Genomic DNA, 21,861 nt, shown 5'->3' with positions numbered 1-21,861 from the left:
ATGGCCCTGCAACCCGCCTCAGGCGTGAGAGATCTCAATCCTCAGCAGGTTCAACGCAACCAGGAACTCAGGGAAACCCTGGCCGGGGTGTTTTGTCTTTGGGGATTCGAAGAAGTCACGCCTCCCAGGATTGAACGAATGGACACTCTCAAGGCGGGAGGGGCTATCGACAGCCGCGACATCGTTCGACTTGTTTCGGATGAACCACTGGGACTGAGACCGGAGCTGACAGCCTCCATCGCCAGAGCTGCCTGCACAAGGCTGCTAGAGCGTCAGCGACCACTGAGACTCTGGAGTTGCGGAACGGTCTTCGAATCCAGAACGGCCGATGAAGGAGGTCAGTGCATTGAGGAGAACCTCCATTGCGGTGTTGAGCTCTTTGGAGGTCTGGGGGTTGAGTCGGAACTCGAATTGTTCAGTCTTTTATTGGCATCGCTAAAAAGCCTGAGCCTGGACAAGATCCATCAACCGAGGCTGTTGATCGGGCATACAAGCTTGATGGAACTGTTGTTGGAACCATTCGAATTGAGGCAGAGAAACCAGATCCGTGCCTGCCTCAGTCAGTACGACCGTCTTGGACTGCAAGAGCTGGGATTAGCAAACGATGCCCATGACAATTTGGCCTACTGGCTCGACCGAAGAGGCACCCCCCAGGAGATCCTCCACGCTTTGGATGAGCAATATCCGAATCAAGAGGTGCTGAAACAGCTAGTGAGACTGTTCACGCATCTGCTTCCACTTGCTGAGGATTCGGGACTGCAACTGCAACTTGACCCAACATTTCAACCTCATTACGAGCTTTATGACGGCATCTTGCTGCAGCTGGTCTGCCAGGGAAACTCGGCTCCAGTGGTCATTGCTCGGGGCGGAAGATACGACTCACTGGTCAAGAGACTTGGCGGTGAAGGCGCTGAAGCAACAGGTCTGGGATTCAGCTACTGCGTCGATGACATCAGGAATCTTCCAGGAGATTCCGTCACCACCACCCATGAAGAGACCGCGACACTGATCTGTTACGGGCCCACGCAAACTCTGGAGACGGCACTACAACGTCAAATGGAACTCCATCAGCAAGGGAGGATCAGTGTGCTGGATCATCGTGCGTGTGAGGATCATGCCGAAGCGATGAATCGCCTGAAACAGTCAGGCTGCGACAGCCTCGAGTGGATCGATCCCTAAGATCAGCCGGGACTGAATGGATGCATGGCTCACACAATCGTGACCGATGTCTGCGAAGGAGCGGGCGATTGCGTCGAAGCCTGTCCTGTCGCTTGCATCACACCTGGCAACGGTGAAAACTCAAAGGGAACTGAGTACTACTGGATCGATTTCGAAACCTGCATTAACTGCAGCGTCTGCCTGCAGATCTGCCCCATCGAAGGGGCGATACTGCCTGAGGAACGATCAGACCTCCAACGTCCCCAGACGCTCTGACGTACGGGAAACTCACCAAGGAACGTCTTGATCAGCAGCGGTCACCGTGACTAATTTTCAGCAAACTCATGCGTGCTGATGTCGGTGCTTGAACAGGGTCAGATTCAGATCCATACCGAAAACATTTTTCCAATCATCAAGAAGGCCGTTTATTCAGGCCACGAAGTATTTCTGAGAGAATTGGTCAGTAACGGTACCGATGCCATCAGCAAACGCCGCATGGCAGCAATGGCGGGTGATTGTTCTGAGGCAGATGAGGGTCTGATCAACATTACTGTTGATCGAGAAGCAAAAACAGTCAAAATCAGTGATAACGGCATCGGGATGACTGCCGATGAAGTGAAAAAATACATCAATCAAGTGGCCTTTTCCAGCGCAGAGGATTTTTTAGAGAAATACAAACAAGAATCTGATGCCATTATCGGTCATTTTGGCCTTGGATTTTATTCCAGTTTTATGGTGGCCAAGGAGGTTGAGCTGATTACTCGTTCAGCACGTCCCGACAGCGCAGCAGTTCGCTGGGTGTGTGATGGATCTCCTGCATTTAAACTGGAGAGTCACGATAGATCTGAGCCAGGAACTGACGTCATCCTTCATTTAATGGAGGATGAACTGGAGTATCTGGAACCTGCGAGGTTACGCACACTGATCACTCAGTATTGCGACTTCATGCCCATTGATGTTCAACTCGAGGGCGAAAGTGTCAACAAGAGGAACCCAGCCTGGAGAAGAAATCCCAGGGAGATGTCTGATCAGGACTATATCGACCTTTACCGTTACCTCTACCCCTTTCAAGGAGATCCACTACTCTGGGTTCACTTAAATACCGATTACCCCTATACGCTGCAGGGAATTCTTTTCTTCCCTCAATCCGTAGGACGAGCTGATTGGGAAAAGGGCGATATTCGCCTGTACTGCAACCAAGTTTACGTGAGCGATTCAATTAAAGAGATTGTTCCGCGTTACTTACTCCCCCTAAGAGGAGTCATTGACTCTCCAGACATCCCACTGAATGTCAGCAGAAGTGCTCTGCAAACGGATCGAAAAGTTAGATCAATTGGTAATTTTGTTGCCAAAAAAGTGGCTGACAGACTGAAAAGCCTGAAAAAAGACCAACCAGAAGAGTATGCAAAAGCATGGGATTCACTTGCACCATTTGTAAAAATTGGTGCCATGGAAGACGACAAGTTTGCTGAGCAAGTATCAGATCTAATTTTGTTCACTACTACTGCTCTTTGGTCTGAAGACGAAGCAGAACCAATCAAGGCTGGAGATAAAAATTACACAACCTTGTTGTCTTATCAGAGCAGACTCTCAGACACGCAATCCAAGCGGATTTTGTATTGCACTGATGAAGTTGCTCAAGCCGGTGCCCTCTCACTGTGGAGGAGCCAAGGTGCTGAAGTGATCTTTGCAGAGACGGTCATTGACAGTCAATTCCTGCCCTGGCTGGAAGCAACCAACGATCAGTTCAAATTTCAAAGAGTGGATGCAGAGCTGGATGAAAGCTTGCGCGATGAAAAGCCAGAAATCAGTGACCAGGATGGCGAAACGCAGAGTGAATCAATCAGAAGCCTGATCAAGGAGGCACTCAATAACGACAAAGTCACCATTCAGGTCCAGGCACTGAAAGGAGGTGAAGAGGCTCCACCGGCGATGATCCTGCTTCCCGAACAAATGCGACGCATGAATGACATGGGAGCTCTGATGGATCAACGTTTGCCAGGGTTACCTGATCATCACGTACTGCTGATCAACCGCCGTCATCCGCTGGTCGAAGGACTGTTGAGACTGTCCGCAGGTGGTGTGCTTCTGGGCAGCGCGCAATCATCACCCAGCAAACAATTGGCTTCGGAGCTCGCTTTACACCTCTATGACATGGCACGTCTGGGAGTGGGAGGCCTGGAACCCAGTGAATTAGCGGGCTTCCAGACACGTAGCGCCAAACTGATGTCTGAGCTTGTCAGCAAAGGGACCTGACCTGGTCTGTTTGCTAAATTGGAGTTCTGGCCATTGGCCACTGAAATCAAGGATCGTCATCATGTCTCGGGTGTGTCAGCTCACTGGTACGCGTGCCAATAACGGAATGGCAGTGAGCCACTCCCACATCAGAACGAAAAAGCTGCAACAGGCCAACTTGCAGCAGCGACGACTCTGGTGGGCAGAAGGCAACCGTTGGGTGAATCTTCGGATCACAACCCGCGCCCTGAAGACCATTCAGAAGAAAGGACTAGGTGCCTACGCCAAATCACTTGGCATTGATTTGGCCAAAGTCTGACTCGTTACCGACATGCCTCAGCTTGTGCTGAAACGCCGAGACTTTCTGGGTTTCACAGTGACTGGGGCAGCAGCTCTGTTCTGGAAGCCGTCAAAAGCGAGAGCTCTCGGCGGAAAACTCCCTGAAATCGGAGAGCAAGCGCCCAATTTCGCCCTACCAGGAACTCTTGGAGGAGGCGCGTCAAAAGATTGGAGTCTTGACGACTGGTCTGGTCGTTGGTTAGTGCTTTATTTTTATCCGAGGGATTTCACGTCCGGTTGCACGATTGAAGCTCACGGCTTCCAGGAATCGCTCAAAGATTTCAATGCTCATCAGTGCGACATCGCAGCTATTTCAGCTGACAGCGTTGATGATCACGAATCATTCTGCAGCAGCGAAGGGCTTGATTTCACCTTGTTGTCAGACCCTGAAGGAAAGGTCAGTCGTCAGTACGGGTCATGGATGGCTCCTTACTCGTTACGTCATACGTTTTTGATTGATTCTCAAGGTGTTTTACGTGCCCGCTGGACTGGCGTCAGACCCGTTGGCCATGCTCAAGACGTGCTAAACACGTTGATGTCAGAACAGAGTAATTCCATTGCTTAACAGACCCTCTGATGAGCTGAACAGTGGAGTTAAACCAACATCATATGGGAGATCATGAAAATGGATCTGAACATAGGCAGCAGCAATTTTATTATTCTTTATCATCGGACACCATTTGATGAAGCAAAAGACGAAACAGGAGAGCGAGTTTGGCGTGACCAAAAAAGTCCGAATGGGATCATCCCAACCCTGAGAAATTTATTCAGAGACAGAGACAACGGAACCTGGATTGCTTGGCGTCAGGTCAATGACCTAGCCAATGCAGAAGACGAAAGAATCTCGATGAACGAACCAGCGTCATTCACGTTGAGACGAATACCGCTCGAACAAGAGCAAATTTCAAGTTTTTATCACGTCACTTCCAAGGAATCATTCTGGCCAATTTTACATACCTTCCCTAACTACTTCGACGTTAACAATACTGATTGGAGTATTTTCGAAGAGGTTAATCAACGTTTTGCAGATGCAGCTTGCGCAGAAGCGGCTCCTGGCGCAACTGTATGGGTTCATGATTACAACCTTTGGCTTGTTCCTGGATATATTCGCAGCAAGCGCTCAGATCTTAAAATCGCATTTTTTCATCACACACCATTCCCAAGTAGTGATGTATTTTCGATTCTTCCCTGGCGAAAGCAAATCGTAGAAAGCCTACTCAGTTGCGACGTCGTTGGATTTCATATTCCCCGCTACACAGAGAATTTTGCAAGGGCAGCGAATTGTCTTTTAGGTGTAGAAAAAGGTGAAAAACAAGATGTTCCGCTTCGATTTCTTGGTTGTGGATCGGCATTAACGGAGCCATCTGAAACCCCATGGCTTAACTATCGAGGACGGAAGGTACGTCTTCTGTCGTCTCCAGTCGGAACATCTCCAGACGTGATTCAGGCGCTCACGAAAGATTCGCATGTTCGTCATTTATCAGAGCGAATTGATGAAGATACCAAGAAAGGACGGAAGCTCATCCTTTCCGCGAGCAGAGTTGATTACACGAAAGGAAACGAAGAGTTATTGTTGGCATTCGAACGACTGCTTGAACGCCGACCAGAACTGCACGGAAAAGTGGTATTGATGCTGGCCTGTGTTGCTGCAGCTTCAGGAATGAGGATCTATGAAGATACCCAGCGACTGATTGAGGAAACAGCTGGTCGTATCAACGGACGTTTCAGCAAAATGGATTGGGTTCCAATTCGATTTTCAACGCGCAGAATTCCCTATGAAGAAATGGTCGCCTGGTTTTCACAAGCAGACATCTGTTGGATCACCCCACTGCGTGACGGTCTCAATCTGGTAGCCAAGGAATATGCCGCCGCAAGGAAAGGGCAGGCTGGAGTACTCGTACTTTCTGAATTTACAGGGGCTTCAGTGATTCTCGATGGTGCAGTTCTGACCAACCCTTATTCGCACAAACAGATGGATACAGCGATTGATACAGCAATTGATATGCCTGCCTCAGAACAAATCGAAAGGATGGAGAAAATGAGTTCAGCAGTTGAGGCATTCACGGTATCGGACTGGGCCGATGAGCAGATGGGTGCGCTCGAAACCCAGGAGTAAAGCCATGCTCTGGATCAGGAGGAGATTATTCAGGTTGTTGATGGTCTCCATCGTCATCATTGCCAGCAGTCTGATTGATCTTTCCGTTGTTGCAAGACAACCAGACCATGTCTCGATATTGATGCCGGCACCTTTTGCTGATTCAACCGTAGAACTAGTTAAAAGTTTTAATCAACAACACCAGGGTCGTATTCATCTCAATGTGATCAGAGGCCCTATGGAAACTGAGGCAATCTCAGACTTGGCAATCAGCAGTCTTTTATTGGGTGATACACCATTTGACGGACTGCTGATGGACGTGACCTGGGTGCCGAAATATGCAAAGGCGGGCTGGCTCGAACCGCTTGACAGATATTTCACTGAGGAAGATCTGAATGCTCTCGCGGCAGGTGCCAGCAAAGGAAACCACTATCAGGACTCTCTGATGCGCTGGCCACTGAATGCAGATATTGGCCTTCTCTATTGGCGCACAGATCTAATGAATGAGCCCCCTCGGACTCCACAAGAACTCGAGAGCATCAGCCAAAAACTCCAATCAAGCGGCAGCATTCCCTATGGATATGTATGGCAAGGCAGGCAATATGAAGGATTAAGTTGTGTATTTCTAGAGATTATTGACGGTTTCGGTGGTGAATGGTTTTCACCGGAAACTGGAAGAATCGGACTCGATGAATCAGCAGGAGTTGCTGCTGCGCAATGGCTCGATAGCCTGATCCAACGAGGAATTAGTCCACGAGCTGTCACCAACTTCTCCGAGTCTGAGACATTACAGAGCTTCAAGTCTGGTCAGGCGGCTTTCATGCGCAACTGGCCCTACGCATGGGCTGAATTACAAAAAAATGACAGTCAGGTTAAAAATAAGGTTGGCATCGCCCCGATGGTGGCTCAAACGGGTCATCAACCTGCAGCAACCTTAGGAAGTTGGGGACTGAGTCTTTTAAAGGGGTCTGCAAATCCTGAGTCAACCGTTAAAGCATTTAAATATCTCACTAGTGAGGAATCTCAGCGGTATCTATATCGTCAATACGGCTATACACCAACTCAGAGAGTGATCTTCAATGATCAGAACTTGTTGAAAACGCATCCATCCCTGCAAGCCATTGGTCAAGCTTTGTCCTATGCCCGCTCCAGACCAGAGACTCCACTTTACGCGCAGGTGAGTGATGTTTTGCAGCGAAAATTAAGTGGAACACTCACAGGCATGACTTCCCCTACAGCAGGAATGCAACAAGCAGAGCGATCAACGAGTCAAGTGCTTGAAGCAGCAGGAGCAGCGCCCTGATGCCTTTGCTCCTCTTACTGATTCCATCCCTGCTCTTGCTGATTTCGGTATTTGCACTGCCGCTCTTTCGCTACGGATGGCTCAGCTTCCATGCCGATTCCGTGATGACGGGTTTGATGGCCATCCCCAATCAGGGTGCCAACTGGCAGCGGTTCATTCATGACGGCCGCTACTGGCAAGACCTACTCCAGACGCTCCGCTTCGCCTTTGTCTCAGTAACGGCTGAAATCGTACTCGGCTTGATCATTGCCTTGATTCTCAATCAGCCATTGCGAAAGCGAGCCCTGATCAGATCATCCTCATTAATTCCATGGGCCTTACCTACAACAGTGATGGCTCTTGGCTGGAGATGGATCTTTAATACCCCCTATGGCCCCATTGACCGACTGATGCAATCGGCATTGGGACGATCGCTCAATGCTCTTGGAGAACCATCGATTGCATGGATTACTACCGTCTACGCGGACATCTGGAAAACAACGCCGTTCGTGGCACTGATTCTGCTTGCTGGCCTGCAGACCATTCCTTCTGATCTCTACGAAGCCGCAAAACTGGAAGGAGCAAGTTCCTGGATTTGCTTGCGTCGTATCACGATTCCTCTGCTGCTTCCTTACATGGGCCTTGCACTGGTGTTCCGTCTTGCTCAGGCCTTCGGAGTCTTTGATCTGGTGCAGGTGATGACGGGAGGCGGTCCTGCCAGCAGCACGGAAAGCATTGCTCTCTATGCCTATTGGAACGCTCTACGTTTTCTTGACTTTGGATACAGCGCCACCATCATGATTGGCAGCTTCGTGATTCTCAGTTCACTGATTTTGATTGCATGGCTCGTGATCACGTTGGTGCGAAATCGGGCTGCAGGAGCCTACGCAAAATGAAAGCAGCACGATTCGTAATTATCGCTCTATTGATCTGGTCACTTGGCCCTTTGGCCTGGCAGCTTTACACCTCATTTTGTACTGATCAAGCACTCGTCACCCCATTTGCTTCACTTGATCAGCGCTGGACACTCGCTCATTATGAAAGTGTTCTGAACAGTAATCCATCTTTCATTCACTATCTCTTTAATAGTTTTTTTGCAGGCAGTGTGTCTACAGTATTTACACTTATATTGGCGATTCCTGCTAGTTATAGCCTTAGCAAACTTGGGCAACGTAGTGCACTATTAATCAAATGTCTGTTGATTGGTTGCGCATTATTCCCCTATGTCCTGCTCTTTTTAGCACTGCTAGAAATCGCCCGATATCTTCAACTGGGAAATAGTCTGATTGCACTTGCGATTCCCTATGCAGCGCTATCGCAACCCCTGGCGGTTCTCTTGCTCACCAATGCATTTTCTGATCTTCCTCCAGAGCTCGAGGATGCTGCCAGAGTTGAAGGATTAAGCGTTCTTCAACGGTTTCGTTGGGTCTTGCTTCCGCTGATCTCTCCAGCCATTGCCAGCACAGCGATTCTTGTTTTTCTGTTCTCGTGGAATGAATACCCAATCGCACTCACTTGGATCAGCGACTCAGATCAATTGACACTTCCAGTAGCGATGGCAAGAATTGCTGGCTCTTCCATTCATTCAGTTCCTTACGGCCCTTATGCAGCAGCTACAGTGATTGGGTCAATCCCCCTCATCATTTTGGTGATGGTTTTCCAGAAAGCGATTGTTTCAGGCTTAACCACTGGAGCTGTTAAGGGATGACACTTGAACTTAAGCAGGTCGGTCGAAGTATCAACAACCAATGGATTGTTGAAAACTTGACGATGTCGGTCGCAGACAATGAATGTCTCGCTCTCGTTGGACCCAGTGGTTGCGGGAAAAGCACAACATTGCGCTTAATTGCCGGGCTGGATCCTGTCAGTACGGGCTCCATTCACGTCAGTGGTCGTGACATCACAACTCTGTCACCTGCCGAGCGAAATGTTGGAATGGTTTTTCAAAGCTATGCACTGCTTCCGCACTTGAATGTATTTGAAAACCTCGAACTTGGTTTGCGAATTCGTGGCGTATCAAAGCGCGAGAGAACATCGAAAATCAGACAGGTTCTTGAGCTTGTGCAACTTTGGAATCGTGCCAACAACCGCCCTGCTGAGCTCTCAGGTGGACAGCGTCAAAGAGTTGCTTTAGCTCGGGCACTGCTCAGAGAGCCTGACGTTTATCTTCTTGATGAACCGATGAGCAATCTGGATGCACAACTAAGGGAAGATATTCGTCCCGAACTTCGCAGACTTGTCTTAGAGCAAAGAAAACCAACCATCTATGTGACTCATGACCAACATGAAGCCATGGCAATGGCACAACGGATCGCTGTGCTTCATGAGGGAAAAATCGAACAGATCGATACTCCATATAATCTTTATCACAATCCTTGCAGCCTTTTCGTTGCTCGATTTATCGGTCGACCTCAAATCAATTGTCTTCACGACGAGTCCGGTCATTTACGTGGCGTGAGACCAGAATCCATTCGTTTTTCTGATTCAGGATTATCAGGCAAGCTTCAATCGAGAGAATGGCTTGGCAATTCTCAATTGTTGTTCCTGGAAACAAAACAAGGAGTGATTCGAATGATGGCACCACCAGAACAGACCATTCCAGAACAGATCAGATTGACATGGCGATCTGAAGAAGAAATCCTATTCAATGCTGAAACAGGTCTTCGATTAAGCCGATAGTTTTTCGAGTTCCTCAACAAGCATGGTCTCGTGAACCTGCGCATCACACTTTAATTGGTCGATTTGTGAGTCAACAGGTTGAGCTGTGATAGCTAGGTGCCATTGATGGTTCAACTGATCAGCGTTGAGCTGATTGTGCAGATCCACCCATGGCAAGGCCGCAAGCTGCGCTGCGGCCTTCACTTTGGGGTCATAACTCAGCGCCGCGCTGGGACAACCTGCAGTAGCCGCAAGAATCAAGGCATGCAGACGCATTGCGATGACTAGAGCAGCTTCACTAAACAACAGCTGGACCTGTTCAAGAGACTCAGCCTGCATTTGAACGGAGCGCCGACACAATCGCTCAGGAACCAGTTCACGACTCTGAAGTTCAGTCCACAGCGCTGCATCCTGGTCTGCATGGAAGGCCAGCCAGATCACCTCATAACATCCATTGGAACTCAATCGATCAACGGCCTCAAGCAGAACACTCCAACCCTTGCTGTCCAATAGAGGAGTGGGTCTCCAGCAGAGGATTAGCCGGTCTCCACCAGTCCACCGTGGCGAGGGATGACGCCAAACAGGATCAGGTGCCATCACCATGGGAATGTTGAGGTCCCAGCGTTGTGCCAAACCCATCGAACCGGGATCTCTCCAAGACACAGCCCTGACTCCAGCGAGTGTTTGCCTCACCAAGACACGGCTGAATCGACGCTGCAGTGGACCCAGTCCCTGACCCCAGAGCAGGATTGGAATGCGCTTGAAACGGGCAATCCAGAGAAGAACAAGGTAATAAACAAGGCTTTTAAAACTTGTTCCGTCCTGAAGCAAACTGCCTCCACCAAGAACCAGAGCATCAACGTGGTTCAGGGCTTGAATGGTTTCCAACAGTGATCGACGATTCACGGTCGACACCCTGGGAACCAAAGTGTGAACAGCGGCTGAATCATTGGCTGTCACCACGGGGTCCCAATTAGAGGGAATCTGCGACACCAACACTTGAAGCAGAGCATCGTCACCGAGATTGTGCTCGCCGTAATAACCACAGAGCAGCACTCTCAACTTCCGCCCACTGCGAAGCCCCTTCACCAGCAATCAGCAGTTGATCCGATCATTATCCAAGTCTTCAACCGTTACGGTGGGCCACGCCATTGAAATGAAATGCACGCGCTATCGCTAGGGACGTGGTGGATTCATTGGGCCTCCGTGGCTGAATGGCTGATAGCCATCGTGCTGATTCATCAATACAAGCCCGTTGGTCAGGAAGCATCCACTCAGCGAATCGCCTGGGCGATGCTTCCTGCTTTGGTGAGTGCAATGGCAGCGTGCACATGGCACCTCTACGACAACGCTGAAGAGTTGCGCTGGCTAGTGACGCTCCAGGCATCATTCACCTTGATCGGCAACGCCATGCTGGCCTGGGCCGCATGGTCAATCAAAGCGCCAACAAACTTTGAGGATCAGCTCTGATGCCTGACTTCGATCCATCACCGTTGTTCGCACTCTCCCTGTTTCCCTATCTGATTTTTCTCTATTACCTAGGACAACGTCGATTGCTTCCCGCTCTCAGTCGTCGTGGCTTTCAGCTCACGCTGTTGTTTGTCGGGATGACCATTGCAGCAGCTTTGATTGCTGATCTGCAATTTGGGAGTGAGCTGGTGGCCATTGATCCCCTGCATGGAGGAGCTGAAGCTTTCCTGACGCTGAGCAACGCCGTGATCGTGGCAGGACTGATTGGGTATCAAAAAGTACTGCGATGAACAACTTTTACAAGTGTTAGGCGTGTGTGCTTAAAGGCTGGAAGATAAATCGTTGCCTCTGTTCTTCATGCTCGCTCCTCTTCTGGCCATTGCTCCTGCCACGGTTACCTGGTCTCCAAAGGTGGGGCTTGTGATGATCGCTTGCAACGTACTTGCTATCGCTATCGGCAAAGCTGCGATCAAATACCCCAATGAGGGAGCCCAATTGCCCAACCCGTCATTTTTCGGTGGCATGAGCCATGCCTCTCTGCTGGCCACAACAAGTCTCGGACACGTCATTGGCATGGGTGCCATCCTCGGCTTGGCAACCCGTGGAGTGCTTTAAAACGACTCTGAACTGAAGAATCAACATGAAGGGGTGGCGAGAGCACCCCTTTTGAATCGTTCAGCTAGGGACCGCGGGACTTTCAACACCTGCTTCAGAGGTGTTATGAACCTTCGTGGTGATGAAGTTGAATCGCTCGTTGATTCTCTGAGCCATCTGATCAGGAAGCAGACCTAGTGATTCGAAACTTTGCTGTGGCGTTGCATGGTCCACCAGCACATCGGGGATTCCCAGCCTCATGACAGGCAGATGGAGATCAGATTCCTGAAGGGATTCAATCACCGCGGAACCGAATCCACCCTCCAAGGATGCTTCTTCCATGGTCACGACACGACCGATGCGCTGGACCAGTGGATGTAGCAAAGCTGTGTCGAGAGGTCTGAGGAATCGAGCATTGACGACTGTGGACTGAATACCTTGGGCAGCCAGGATCTCTGACGTCGCCATCGCTTTGGCATTCATGGCTCCATAGGCCACGATCACCAAGTCATCTCCGGAACGGAGAACTTCGCCACAACCAATCGGTAACGGTTCCCATCCCTCTTCCATCAATGGAACGCCTTCCCCAGGGCCCCTTGGAATCCGGATTGCGCAAGGCCCATCGTGCTTAAGAGAGCTGACCAACATGCGTTGAAGTTCAGCCTCATCCTTGGGCGCCATGACCGTGAAGTTGGGGATGGCACGCATATAGCTGATGTCGTATTGGCCTTGGTGGGTCGGCCCATCGGCACCGACGATGCCAGCGCGGTCCAGCACGAAAGTGACCGGCAGTTTCTGAATCCCCACATCGTGGATTAACTGGTCGAAAGCCCTTTGCAGGAATGTGCTGTAGATGGCCACAACGGGGCGAAGACCGTCGGATGCCATACCCGCAGCCAGGGTCACCGCATGTTGCTCAGCAATGCCCACGTCGATGTATTGATCTGGCAAGGCCTTCTGAAGAAGGTCAAGGCCAGTACCGGTCGCCATGGCCGCTGTGATTCCAACAACGCGGGGATTCTGTTCGCAGATTTTGACAAGAGTCTGTCCAAAAACCTTGCTGTAACTGGGCGGTTTGGGAGTTTTGCTCGGGCGGGCTTTGCCGGTGTTGAGATCAAATGCCGACTGGGCGTGATAGCCCACCTGATCGGCCTCCGCATAGGGATAACCCTTGCCCTTAGTGGTGAGCACATGCACCAGCACTGGACCACCAACACGGTGAGCAGCCTGAAACGTTCTCATCATTTCGGCAATGTCGTGACCATCAACTGGCCCCATGTAAGTGAATCCAAGCTCTTCAAAAACCGCACCGACCTTGGGCACCGCCAGACGACGCATGCTGCCTTTGAGCCGGTTGAGTTCAGCCGGAAGATCACCACCCATGAATGGGAGATGGCGCATGCTTTCTTCCACGCTCCCTGACAAAAACTGCATCGGAGGGCTGAGCCTCATCCGGTTCAGATGGCTTGAAAGAGCCCCGACTGGTGGGGAAATGGACATGTCATTGTCGTTAAGCACCACCAGCAAAGGTGTGTTGGGCATATGTCCTGCATGGTTGATGGCCTCCAAGGCCATTCCACCGGTGAGGGCTCCATCACCGATCACCGCAACGCATTTGTGATCCTGGCCGAGACGATCTCGGGCCATGGCCATTCCCAGAGCAGCTGAGATAGACGTACTGGCATGACCAGCGCCGAAATGATCGAATGTGCTCTCGGATCGCTTGAGATATCCGGCAACGCCTGACTTCTGCCTGAGTGAATCGAAATCGGCGTAGCGACCAGTGATCAGCTTGTGGGGATAAGCCTGATGACCGACGTCCCAGACCACGCGATCACGATCAAGATCCAGTGTTTGGTAGAGGGCGAGTGTGAGCTCAACAACTCCAAGGCCAGGACCCAAATGCCCACCGCTATTGGAGACCACTTCCAGATGGCGCTGCCGAATCTGTGCAGCGACGTCTTCAAGCTCGGCTACGGATAGACCATGCAGCTGATTGGGATGCGATAGATCGCTCAGGTGCATGAGCCTCCCGGCAGATTGAGTCAATCTACGAGGCGTGCCAGCCGCCCGTGAAAGCCTCTGGTTGGCAGACTGATCCGATGGATGATTACCTGCAGAGGATCCTGCGCGCGAGGGTTTACGACGTCGCCCGCGAAAGCCCGCTCGAGTTAGCGACCAATCTCAGCCGGCGTCTGAACAATCAGATTTGGCTCAAACGTGAGGACCTACAACCGGTCTTTTCCTTCAAGCTGCGTGGTGCCTACAACCGCATGGCTCAACTTTCGGACGAGGAACGTTCACGCGGTGTGATCGCCTCAAGCGCAGGAAACCATGCCCAGGGAGTTGCACTCAGTGCGGCCCATCTGCAGTGCAGAGCCGTGATCGTGATGCCGATCACCACACCCAGCGTGAAGGTTGAGGCGGTTCGACAGCTTGGCGGCGAGGTCATCCTTCACGGAGAGACCTATGACGAGGCCTACGCGGAGGCCCGAAGACGAAGCGAAAGGGAGGGGCTCTGTTTCATCCATCCTTTTGATGATCCGGAGGTGATTGCTGGTCAGGGAACTGTTGGGATGGAAATCCTGCGCCAGAGCCAACAACCCCCAGATGCCATTTATGTGGCCATTGGCGGTGGTGGCCTCATCGGTGGGGTGGCTGCTTATGTCAAAAGCCTCTGGCCTGACATTGAAGTCATTGGGGTTGAACCCCATGACGCTGCTGCAATGACGCTGTCTCTTGAAGCCGGTGAAAGGATTCGCCTTCCGCAGGTGGGATTGTTCGCGGATGGTGTGGCTGTACGAGAGGTGGGAGAACACACCTTTCAACTGGCCCAGAAATATGTAGATGCCATCGTCACAGTGAGCACCGATGAGATTTGCGCATCAATTAAAGATGTCTTTGAAGACACTCGATCCATCCTTGAACCGGCCGGAGCCCTGGCTGTTGCAGGTCTGAAAGCGGATGTCTCAAGGCGGCAATTAAACAACAAGCAACTTGTTGCGATCGCATGCGGCGCCAACATGAACTTCAATCGTCTGAGATTTGTTGCGGAACGGGCCGAGCTCGGTGAGGAGCGTGAGGCCATGCTCGCCGTGCAGATTCCAGAACAGCCAGGGAGCTTGCGCAAGCTGTCTGAACTCCTTCAGAAGCGCAGCCTCACTGAATTCAGCTATCGAATGGGTGCCGGAGACCAGGCCCACATTTTCATGGGTATTCAGGTCCGAGATATCCAAGACCGCTCTGATCTGTTGGCGTCTCTTCGTAGCAATGGATATGAATGCCTCGACCTAAGTGACGACGAACTGGCGAAAGTTCATTTGCGTCACATGGTGGGTGGCCGTTTACCGCAGAGATCGGCTGAGCCAACTCAGGAGCTTCTTTATCGATTTGAGTTCCCTGAACGTCCCGGTGCACTGATGCGTTTTGTCAATGCGCTCCAATCAAGCTGGAGCATCAGCATTTTTCACTATCGGAATCATGGTGCTGATGTCGGTCGGATTGTGGTCGGCGTCCTGGTGAGCCCCGACGATCTCGAGTCATGGCAGGCCGTCCTGCAAGATCTGGGCTATCCGAGCTGGGAAGAAACATCGAACCCTGCCTACCGGATTTTTCTTGGCCCCTAATGGCGCTCACTGAGATGAGCGTTACCTTGGCTTGTCGGATCACTGGATGCTGGCGTGGATCAGGGACGCGACCAAGAACGCAGTCACAACGCTCAGGGCGCTGCCTCGCTGGTATCACTCCCCGCTCGTCTTGAGGCAATCCTGTACCTGAAAGGTCGGCCAGTGTCGCTGCAGGAGCTCTCGTCCTTGGTTGGGCTGTCCGAATCGGAGACCGAGCAGGGCATTCTGATCCTGATTGCCGGCTACGCCCAGCGAGACACCTCTCTGGAGATCAATCAGAGCAACGGTCGTTACAGCTTGCAGTTGCGTCCAGGTCTGGGTGAACTTGTGCGCGATCTGCTTCCGGTCAATCTCTCGACAGCCACATTGCGAACCTTGGCGACGGTGGCACTGAAAAAAAGGATTCTCCAGTCCGATCTGGTGGATCTCAGAGGTTCCGGTGCCTACGACCACATCAAAGAACTGGTGAACCAGAACTTCATCGAACGCAAGCGTCAAAGCGAGGGGCGCTCCTACTGGATCACGCTGTCCGAGAAGTTCCATCGAACGTTCTCGGTCCTTCCTGAGCTTGGCGGTGGCTCCGAACCATCCCAGGCTGCATAGAGTTCTCTTAATTCATCGGTTTCCATGGCCACCGAGCTTGTGTCCACAGTCCTTCAGGTGCTCTCCCAGACACTTCAGATCTACTCGCTGGTCTTGATCGTGCGGGTGCTTCTGAGCTGGTTCCCCAATCTCGACTGGGGAAATCCTGTGCTCAGCACCGTGAGCTCGATTACCGATCCCTATCTCAATGCCTTTCGCGGCTTGATCCCACCGCTCGGTGGACTGGACTTGTCGGCCATTCTTGCTTTTGTTGCACTCAATTTGATGCAATCTCTGCTGATGCGGGCAAGCATGATTGCTTATGCAGGTGGGGTCGGGGCCTACGGCTGAGCGCAAATCGCTGAGCTCTTAACGATGATCACCCTCCCCCTGAAGAGTGCCGCGTTGGGACCGACTCTGAAGTTTGCTGAGATTGGCCGAGGCCACCTCTTCGAGGCTGAGGCCCAGTTCAGTGGCCAGCTGGGCCACGTACCAGAGCACATCCCCAAGCTCCAGGCCCACATCTTTGGTGAAGCACTCGTCCACAACACCTCCACGATCGCGGATCAATTTTTTGACTTTGTCGGCGACTTCACCGGCCTCACCGGACAGGCCAAGGGTTGGATAGATGAGATTATTTCCGGCATCGGGGTATCGGGCCGTGCTGCGGGATTGAAGTTGGTAGTCGTTGAGAAGCACGGAGAATCATCAGAGGGTTGAGGGCATGACGGTAGATTCCGCTGGTTTCCGGCGGCAAGGATGGCCGAGATCGATCTGACACGCAGAACCAAGATCGTCGCCACGATCGGCCCAGCCACCGAAAGTCCCGAACGCATTCGGGAACTGGTTCAAGCAGGCGCGACAACATTCCGACTGAACTTCTCGCACGGGGACCACTCCGAGCACGCCGCCAGGATCGCCACTATCCGACAGGTGGCCCATGAGCTCGGGGTCCACATCGGGATTTTGCAGGATCTTCAAGGTCCGAAGATTCGATTGGGTCGCTTTGAAGAAGGTCCAATCACCCTTGGAAAGGGCGATCACTTCGCCCTTACGTCCAAACAGGTGCGATGCAACCAGACGGTTGCCACGGTCACCTACGACAAGCTTGCCGAGGAGGTCACAGCAGGCAGTCGCATCTTGCTCGATGATGGTCGAGTCGAAATGAAAGTCGACCGGGTGGATGAGGTTGACCAGACTCTTCACTGCGTTGTCAACGTTGGTGGAGTGCTGTCCAACAACAAGGGAGTCAATTTCCCTGATGTGCAGCTGTCGGTGAGAGCACTCACCACCAAGGACCGCCAGGATTTGGCATTCGGCTTGCAGCAGGGAGTCGACTGGGTCGCACTGAGTTTCGTCCGCAATCCATCGGACATGCAGGAAATTCGTGAGCTGATCAGGAAACACGGCTTCTCGACTCCTGTGGTTGCCAAGATCGAAAAATTTGAAGCCATCGATCAAATCGACGCCATCCTTCCCCTCTGCGATGGCGTCATGGTGGCCCGAGGTGATCTCGGCGTGGAAATGCCTGCCGAAGAGGTGCCTCTGCTGCAGAAGGATCTGATCCACAAGGCCAACAGCCTTGGAATTCCGATCATCACGGCCACCCAGATGCTGGATTCAATGGCCTCAAGCCCTCGTCCAACGCGCGCTGAGGTTAGTGATGTGGCGAACGCCATTCTTGATGGCACCGATGCTGTGATGCTCTCCAACGAGACTGCAGTGGGAGATTTTCCCGTCGAAGCCGTGGAGACGATGGCCACGATCGCCCGACGGATTGAACGGGACTATCCGCAACGCCCGATCGATACGCATCTACCAAGCACAATTCCCAATGCCATCAGCGGCGCAGTCAGCAGCATTGCCCGACAGCTCAATGCGGCGGCGATTCTGCCGCTGACGAAAAGTGGTGCCACCGCACACAATGTGAGCAAATTTCGACCATCCACCCCGATCCTTGCGGTCACATCCGAGGTGTCAGTGGCCAGAAAACTTCAACTTGTCTGGGGCGTGACACCGCTACTGATCGAAACGCAGCAGAGCACAACCGCAACCTTCACTCTCGCCATGGGAGTGGCACAGGAGTTGGGCGTACTCAAGGACGGGGACCTCTGCGTTCAGACAGCTGGCACCCTTGCTGGAGTCAGCGGCTCCACCGATCTGATCAAGGTGGGCATTGTGAGTGCTGTGCTCGGTCGTGGAACAGGCTTCGGCAGTGGATCAATCAGCGGAAAAGTGCGCATCGCAACCTGCGCAAGTGACTGCGCCAAACTCGAGCCCGGCGAGGTGCTGGTGGCCACCGATACAAATGCCGACTATCTCGACGCCATCAGAGACGCCGCAGCGGTGATCACTGAAACGCCCGCAGAGAGCTCCCATGCGGCAGTGATAGCCCAGCGTCTTGGCATCCCCGTCATTACAGGCATTGCCAATGCCACGAGAGATCTGCTGGAAGGCGAAGTTGTGACTCTGCTTGTCAAAGAAGGAGCCGTTCATCGAGGAACCGGCAGCAACATGGCTGTGAAACTCGACACGATGCTCTAAGCCTCAGCACCCCATGGCGAGCAATCTGCCCATCGCCGAAACCGTCGGCATGGCCCTCAACACTTTGAAGGCCAACAAGTTGCGCAGCCTGTTGACGATGCTTGGCATTGTGATCGGCAATGCATCTGTGATCACACTTGTTGGCGTGGGACGTGGTGCCCAGAATCTTGCTGAAAATCAGCTGAGCAACCTGGGAGCCAATGTGCTGTTCGTGGTGCCAGGCAGTAACGACACAAGGCGTCAGGGGGTGGCATTTCCTCGCACTCTGGTGCTGGAAGACGCTGAGGCAATTGCTCAACAGGTCCCCAGCGTCAAGCGGGTAGCTCCACAGATCAACGCTAACGAGGTGGTGCAGTCAGGGGCAAGAAGCAGCACAGCAGCCATCTTTGGGGTGACACCGGAGTTTCTACCTGTCAGAAGTTTTGAAGTGGGTCGGGGGCGTTTTATCAGCGAACAAGACGTTCAATCCGCACGCACGGTGGTGGTGATCGGTCCTGATCTGCGCGACAAGCTGTTTCCAAGTGGGGCAGCAATTGGTAGTTCTCTGCGCATCCGCGACCAAAATTTCAACGTGATCGGAGTGATGGCCCCTAAAGGAGCTGTCTTCGGGTCCAATCAGGATGAAAACGCCTATATCCCCCTCAGCACGATGGTCAGCCGCCTTAAGGGGCGCGACCCCACCTATGGAGTGAGCCTCAGTTTCATCAGTGCAGAGGCCAGAGACGAGAACAGCACCAGTGCGGCAAAATTCCAAATCTCAAATCTGTTGCGTCAACGGCATCGCATTCTTCGTGATGACGATTTCGCTGTTCGTTCCCAACAGGACGCACTGACGATTGTCGGAACCATTACCGGTGGTCTAACCCTGATGCTTGGTGCCATCGGAGGGGTGTCTCTGCTGGTCGGCGGGATCGGCATTATGAACATCATGTTGGTTTCTGTGAGCGAAAGAACCGAGGAAATCGGACTGCGCAAAGCACTTGGTGCACGCAGCTCGGATGTTCTGCGTCAGTTTCTGGTCGAATCTCTGGTTCTCTCCAGTCTTGGAGGGGTCATTGGGACCGCAGCCGGTTATGGGGCGATTGCGGCGGTGAGCTTGTTGACCCCGCTTCCGGCTGCCATCGGTGTGCCAACAGTTCTTCTAACGGTTGGGCTTTCAGGTTCGATTGGACTGTTTTTCGGTGTAGTTCCCGCACGGCGCGCAGCACGCCTCGATCCGATTACGGCGTTGCGCAGTCTTTAGGTAGAAGAACTGCACAGTTTGTAACCCGTAGCTCTTACGATCGTCGGATCTTCTTGATTGCCATGAATCAGCGCTGGCGGCAGATCCTTCTCTGGGGACTTCCCATCACTGTTGCTCTGCTGCTGGCATTGCAATTCTTCGGCAGCGGAGCGCTGAACAACCTGAAACCGGGTGGACCAACGGAGGCGCCACGCAACACGGCGGTTGCCAGGATGAGTTATGGCCGTTTTCTGGATTACGTGGAAGCTGGTCGGGTGACGTCAGTCGACATTTATGACGGTGGCCGTGATGCTGTGGTTGAAGCGGTTGATCCCGATCTCGACAACCGAGTTCAACGTTTGAGAGTCGACCTACCTGGCTTGGCACCAGAACTGATTAATACCCTCAAGGCTGAAGGCATCAGTTTTGATGTTCACCCTCCCAAAACTGCGCCCCCCGCTCTTGGCATCCTTGGAAACCTTGCGTTCCCGCTACTTCTGATCGGTGCTCTGATTTTCCTTGCCCGTCGTGGCAACAACATGCCTGGTGGTCCTGGTCAAGCCATGCAGTTCGGCAAGACAAAAGCCCGTTTTGCTATGGAGGCAGAAACAGGGGTGATGTTTGACGACGTTGCAGGCGTCAACGAAGCCAAGCAGGACCTTGAAGAGGTTGTGACATTCCTGAAGCAGCCAGAAAAATTCACTTCGGTCGGTGCCCAGATTCCGAAGGGTGTGTTGCTTGTAGGGCCTCCTGGTACTGGTAAGACCTTGCTGGCAAAAGCAATTGCAGGTGAAGCAGGTGTTCCCTTCTTCTCCCTGTCGGGTTCTGAATTTGTGGAAATGTTTGTGGGTGTCGGTGCCAGCAGGGTCCGTGACCTGTTTAAACGTGCCAAAGAAAACAGTCCCTGCCTCATCTTTATTGATGAGATCGATGCCGTTGGTCGCCAAAGAGGTGCGGGTATCGGAGGCGGTAACGATGAACGCGAGCAAACGCTGAATCAGCTGCTCACTGAAATGGATGGCTTCGAAGGCAATAGTGGAATCATCATCATTGCCGCTACCAACCGCCCCGATGTCCTTGATTCAGCATTGATGCGTCCTGGTCGTTTTGACCGCCAGGTGACAGTCGATGCGCCGGATATCAAGGGCCGCTTGTCCATTCTCAAAGTTCACTCACGCAATAAAAAGCTTGCTGAAGATCTGTCTCTCGAAAGCATTGCCCGCAGGACACCTGGTTTCACAGGTGCTGACCTTGCCAATCTCCTTAACGAGGCTGCGATCCTGACGGCCCGACGTCGTAAGGACACCATCAGCCTGTCTGAAATTGATGATGCTGTTGACCGAATTATTGCAGGATTAGAAGGTCATCCATTGACCGACGGTCGCAGCAAACGTCTGATTGCGTATCACGAGGTTGGTCACGCTCTGGTTGGCAGCCTTGTGAAGGATCATGATCCTGTCCAGAAGGTCACCCTCATTCCACGTGGACAAGCTCAAGGTTTGACTTGGTTCTCACCCGATGAAGAACAGATGCTGGTTTCCCGTTCTCAGTTAAAAGCTCGGATTATGGGCGCTTTGGGTGGTCGAGCTGCGGAAGATGTGGTGTTCGGCTACGCAGAAGTCACCACTGGTGCTGGAGGAGATATCCAAATGGTTGCCTCCATTGCTCGGCAGATGGTGACTCGTTATGGCATGAGCGGTCTTGGCCAGATGTCAACAGGTGGTGGAAGTCAGGAGGTCTTTCTTGGTAGAGATCTGATGACACGCAGTGACACGTCTGAGGGGACCTCTAAGCAAATTGATGAGCAGGTTCGTGGAATCGTCATGCAGTGCTACGAAGAAACCTTGAGCCTTGTTCAAGGTCAACGGGAAGCGATGGATCGTCTCGTCGAACTTCTGATCGAGAAAGAAACGATGGATGGCGACGAATTCCGCGAAATTCTTGCCACTTACACCACGATTCCAGAAAAGGATCGTTTCTCACCTGTTCTGAACTGAATTAGTTCTGTCAACATTTCTTGTTCCAGACTCAGCAATGAGTCTGGAATTTTTTTGCC

At 52.3% G+C, this 21,861-nt stretch carries 22 protein-coding genes; 19 read left to right on the top strand and 3 right to left on the bottom strand.

Annotated elements, in window-relative coordinates:
• The 10 genes from SynBIOSU31_RS06685 (at position 1) to SynBIOSU31_RS06640 (ending at position 9,788) form a co-directional block, all read left to right on the top strand.
• On the top strand, positions 1-1,179 hold the full coding sequence (locus SynBIOSU31_RS06685) for an ATP phosphoribosyltransferase regulatory subunit (protein ID WP_186492655.1): 1,179 nt from the start codon (positions 1-3) through the stop codon (positions 1,177-1,179).
• A gap of 24 nt (positions 1,180-1,203) precedes the next feature.
• Positions 1,204-1,434, top strand: coding sequence for an indolepyruvate ferredoxin oxidoreductase subunit alpha (locus tag SynBIOSU31_RS06680; protein ID WP_186492654.1), 231 nt, complete (start codon positions 1,204-1,206; stop codon positions 1,432-1,434).
• 78 nt (positions 1,435-1,512) lie between these two features.
• A complete protein-coding gene (gene htpG / locus SynBIOSU31_RS06675) occupies positions 1,513-3,414 on the top strand; it encodes a molecular chaperone HtpG (protein WP_186492895.1) in 1,902 nt (633 codons plus the stop codon).
• A gap of 61 nt (positions 3,415-3,475) precedes the next feature.
• Positions 3,476-3,712: a 50S ribosomal protein L28 gene (gene rpmB, locus SynBIOSU31_RS06670; protein ID WP_066907589.1), complete on the top strand. Its 237-nt coding sequence runs from the start codon at positions 3,476-3,478 to the stop codon at positions 3,710-3,712.
• Positions 3,713-3,739: 27 nt separating this feature from the next.
• The gene (locus SynBIOSU31_RS06665; RefSeq protein WP_370593713.1) at positions 3,740-4,297 is read left to right on the top strand and encodes a peroxiredoxin; all 558 of its coding nucleotides are present in this window, start codon (positions 3,740-3,742) and stop codon (positions 4,295-4,297) included.
• Between the two features lie 60 nt (positions 4,298-4,357).
• The gene (gene ggpS, locus SynBIOSU31_RS06660) at positions 4,358-5,848 is read left to right on the top strand and encodes a glucosylglycerol-phosphate synthase (protein WP_186492894.1); all 1,491 of its coding nucleotides are present in this window, start codon (positions 4,358-4,360) and stop codon (positions 5,846-5,848) included.
• A 40-nt stretch (positions 5,849-5,888) separates the two neighbouring features.
• Positions 5,889-7,130: an ABC transporter substrate-binding protein gene (locus tag SynBIOSU31_RS06655; protein WP_186492652.1), complete on the top strand. Its 1,242-nt coding sequence runs from the start codon at positions 5,889-5,891 to the stop codon at positions 7,128-7,130.
• Positions 7,130-8,005 (top strand): carbohydrate ABC transporter permease, encoded by an 876-nt coding sequence (locus SynBIOSU31_RS06650; RefSeq protein ID WP_186492651.1) that lies wholly within the window; start codon positions 7,130-7,132, stop codon positions 8,003-8,005. Before SynBIOSU31_RS06655 ends, SynBIOSU31_RS06650 begins: the two co-directional genes overlap by 1 nt.
• Complete coding sequence (locus SynBIOSU31_RS06645) at positions 8,002-8,817, top strand: carbohydrate ABC transporter permease (RefSeq protein WP_255477404.1); 816 nt, start codon at positions 8,002-8,004, stop codon at positions 8,815-8,817. The genes SynBIOSU31_RS06650 and SynBIOSU31_RS06645 overlap by 4 nt, the downstream gene beginning before the upstream one ends.
• Positions 8,814-9,788, top strand: a complete 975-nt coding sequence (locus SynBIOSU31_RS06640) for an ABC transporter ATP-binding protein (protein WP_186492649.1) — start codon at positions 8,814-8,816, stop codon at positions 9,786-9,788. The genes SynBIOSU31_RS06645 and SynBIOSU31_RS06640 overlap by 4 nt, the downstream gene beginning before the upstream one ends.
• On the opposite strand, the gene csaB is transcribed toward SynBIOSU31_RS06640, so the two are convergent.
• Positions 9,777-10,856, bottom strand: coding sequence for a polysaccharide pyruvyl transferase CsaB (gene csaB / locus SynBIOSU31_RS06635; RefSeq protein WP_255477403.1), 1,080 nt, complete (start codon positions 10,854-10,856; stop codon positions 9,777-9,779). The two genes, SynBIOSU31_RS06640 and csaB, sit on opposite strands and share 12 nt — an antisense overlap.
• A gap of 72 nt (positions 10,857-10,928) precedes the next feature.
• On the opposite strand from csaB, the gene SynBIOSU31_RS06630 reads away from it, so the two are divergent.
• The 3 genes from SynBIOSU31_RS06630 to psaK all read left to right on the top strand — a co-directional run bounded on the left by SynBIOSU31_RS06630 (position 10,929) and on the right by psaK (position 11,852).
• Positions 10,929-11,237, top strand: a complete 309-nt coding sequence (locus tag SynBIOSU31_RS06630; protein ID WP_186492647.1) for a DUF2499 domain-containing protein — start codon at positions 10,929-10,931, stop codon at positions 11,235-11,237.
• Positions 11,237-11,527, top strand: coding sequence for a DUF3593 domain-containing protein (locus SynBIOSU31_RS06625; RefSeq protein WP_186492646.1), 291 nt, complete (start codon positions 11,237-11,239; stop codon positions 11,525-11,527). The genes SynBIOSU31_RS06630 and SynBIOSU31_RS06625 overlap by 1 nt, the downstream gene beginning before the upstream one ends.
• 67 nt (positions 11,528-11,594) lie before the next feature.
• Positions 11,595-11,852, top strand: coding sequence for a photosystem I reaction center subunit PsaK (psaK, locus tag SynBIOSU31_RS06620; protein WP_186492645.1), 258 nt, complete (start codon positions 11,595-11,597; stop codon positions 11,850-11,852).
• 60 nt (positions 11,853-11,912) lie between these two features.
• On the opposite strand, the gene dxs is transcribed toward psaK, so the two are convergent.
• Entirely contained in the window at positions 11,913-13,856 is a 1,944-nt protein-coding gene (gene dxs / locus SynBIOSU31_RS06615) for a 1-deoxy-D-xylulose-5-phosphate synthase (RefSeq protein WP_186492644.1), read from the bottom strand.
• Between the two features lie 77 nt (positions 13,857-13,933).
• On the opposite strand from dxs, the gene ilvA reads away from it, so the two are divergent.
• From ilvA to SynBIOSU31_RS06600, 3 genes are read left to right on the top strand one after another with little or no spacing between them, the layout of a single operon-like run.
• Positions 13,934-15,457 carry a threonine ammonia-lyase, biosynthetic gene (gene ilvA / locus SynBIOSU31_RS06610; RefSeq protein WP_186492643.1) on the top strand — a complete coding sequence of 508 codons (1,524 nt, stop codon included), beginning with the start codon at positions 13,934-13,936 and terminating at the stop codon, positions 15,455-15,457.
• 54 nt (positions 15,458-15,511) lie between these two features.
• Positions 15,512-16,060 (top strand): SMC-Scp complex subunit ScpB, encoded by a 549-nt coding sequence (gene scpB, locus SynBIOSU31_RS06605; protein ID WP_255477402.1) that lies wholly within the window; start codon positions 15,512-15,514, stop codon positions 16,058-16,060.
• Between the two features lie 24 nt (positions 16,061-16,084).
• Positions 16,085-16,390, top strand: coding sequence for a YggT family protein (locus tag SynBIOSU31_RS06600; protein ID WP_186492642.1), 306 nt, complete (start codon positions 16,085-16,087; stop codon positions 16,388-16,390).
• Positions 16,391-16,408: 18 nt separating this feature from the next.
• Here SynBIOSU31_RS06600 and SynBIOSU31_RS06595 read toward each other — a convergent pair whose 3' ends face one another.
• Positions 16,409-16,738, bottom strand: a complete 330-nt coding sequence (locus SynBIOSU31_RS06595; RefSeq protein ID WP_186492641.1) for a nucleoside triphosphate pyrophosphohydrolase family protein — start codon at positions 16,736-16,738, stop codon at positions 16,409-16,411.
• Between the two features lie 60 nt (positions 16,739-16,798).
• Between SynBIOSU31_RS06595 and pyk the strand changes: the two genes are divergently transcribed.
• From pyk to ftsH, 3 genes are all read left to right on the top strand, one after another.
• On the top strand, positions 16,799-18,583 hold the full coding sequence (gene pyk, locus SynBIOSU31_RS06590) for a pyruvate kinase (protein ID WP_186492640.1): 1,785 nt from the start codon (positions 16,799-16,801) through the stop codon (positions 18,581-18,583).
• 13 nt (positions 18,584-18,596) lie between these two features.
• Positions 18,597-19,826: an ABC transporter permease gene (locus tag SynBIOSU31_RS06585; protein WP_186492639.1), complete on the top strand. Its 1,230-nt coding sequence runs from the start codon at positions 18,597-18,599 to the stop codon at positions 19,824-19,826.
• A gap of 62 nt (positions 19,827-19,888) precedes the next feature.
• Positions 19,889-21,802 (top strand): ATP-dependent zinc metalloprotease FtsH, encoded by a 1,914-nt coding sequence (gene ftsH, locus SynBIOSU31_RS06580; RefSeq protein ID WP_186492638.1) that lies wholly within the window; start codon positions 19,889-19,891, stop codon positions 21,800-21,802.
• The last annotated feature ends 59 nt before the right edge of the window (positions 21,803-21,861 follow it).

The sequence above is a fragment of the Synechococcus sp. BIOS-U3-1 genome (genome assembly GCF_014279975.1).
Lineage (GTDB): Bacteria > Cyanobacteriota > Cyanobacteriia > PCC-6307 > Cyanobiaceae > Synechococcus_C.
Note: the sequence above shows the minus strand (reverse complement) of the source record. Positions and strands in the feature narration are given on the sequence as shown.

Excerpts from the sequence above, each read along its gene's own strand:
- SynBIOSU31_RS06685 (WP_186492655.1), top strand. The coding sequence starts at position 1 with ATGGCCCTGCAACCCGCCTCAGGCGTGAGAGATCTCAATCCTCAGCAG.
- SynBIOSU31_RS06680 (WP_186492654.1), top strand. The coding sequence starts at position 1,204 with ATGGCTCACACAATCGTGACCGATGTCTGCGAAGGAGCGGGCGATTGC.
- htpG (WP_186492895.1), top strand. The coding sequence starts at position 1,513 with ATGTCGGTGCTTGAACAGGGTCAGATTCAGATCCATACCGAAAACATT.
- rpmB (WP_066907589.1), top strand. The coding sequence starts at position 3,476 with ATGTCTCGGGTGTGTCAGCTCACTGGTACGCGTGCCAATAACGGAATG.
- ggpS (WP_186492894.1), top strand. The coding sequence starts at position 4,358 with ATGGATCTGAACATAGGCAGCAGCAATTTTATTATTCTTTATCATCGG.
- SynBIOSU31_RS06655 (WP_186492652.1), top strand. The coding sequence starts at position 5,889 with ATGGTCTCCATCGTCATCATTGCCAGCAGTCTGATTGATCTTTCCGTT.
- SynBIOSU31_RS06650 (WP_186492651.1), top strand. The coding sequence starts at position 7,130 with ATGCCTTTGCTCCTCTTACTGATTCCATCCCTGCTCTTGCTGATTTCG.
- SynBIOSU31_RS06645 (WP_255477404.1), top strand. The coding sequence starts at position 8,002 with ATGAAAGCAGCACGATTCGTAATTATCGCTCTATTGATCTGGTCACTT.
- SynBIOSU31_RS06640 (WP_186492649.1), top strand. The coding sequence starts at position 8,814 with ATGACACTTGAACTTAAGCAGGTCGGTCGAAGTATCAACAACCAATGG.
- SynBIOSU31_RS06630 (WP_186492647.1), top strand. The coding sequence starts at position 10,929 with ATGCACGCGCTATCGCTAGGGACGTGGTGGATTCATTGGGCCTCCGTG.
- SynBIOSU31_RS06625 (WP_186492646.1), top strand. The coding sequence starts at position 11,237 with ATGCCTGACTTCGATCCATCACCGTTGTTCGCACTCTCCCTGTTTCCC.
- psaK (WP_186492645.1), top strand. The coding sequence starts at position 11,595 with ATGCTCGCTCCTCTTCTGGCCATTGCTCCTGCCACGGTTACCTGGTCT.
- dxs (WP_186492644.1), bottom strand. The coding sequence starts at position 13,856 with ATGCACCTGAGCGATCTATCGCATCCCAATCAGCTGCATGGTCTATCC.
- ilvA (WP_186492643.1), top strand. The coding sequence starts at position 13,934 with ATGGATGATTACCTGCAGAGGATCCTGCGCGCGAGGGTTTACGACGTC.
- SynBIOSU31_RS06600 (WP_186492642.1), top strand. The coding sequence starts at position 16,085 with ATGGCCACCGAGCTTGTGTCCACAGTCCTTCAGGTGCTCTCCCAGACA.
- pyk (WP_186492640.1), top strand. The coding sequence starts at position 16,799 with ATGGCCGAGATCGATCTGACACGCAGAACCAAGATCGTCGCCACGATC.
- SynBIOSU31_RS06585 (WP_186492639.1), top strand. The coding sequence starts at position 18,597 with ATGGCGAGCAATCTGCCCATCGCCGAAACCGTCGGCATGGCCCTCAAC.
- ftsH (WP_186492638.1), top strand. The coding sequence starts at position 19,889 with ATGAATCAGCGCTGGCGGCAGATCCTTCTCTGGGGACTTCCCATCACT.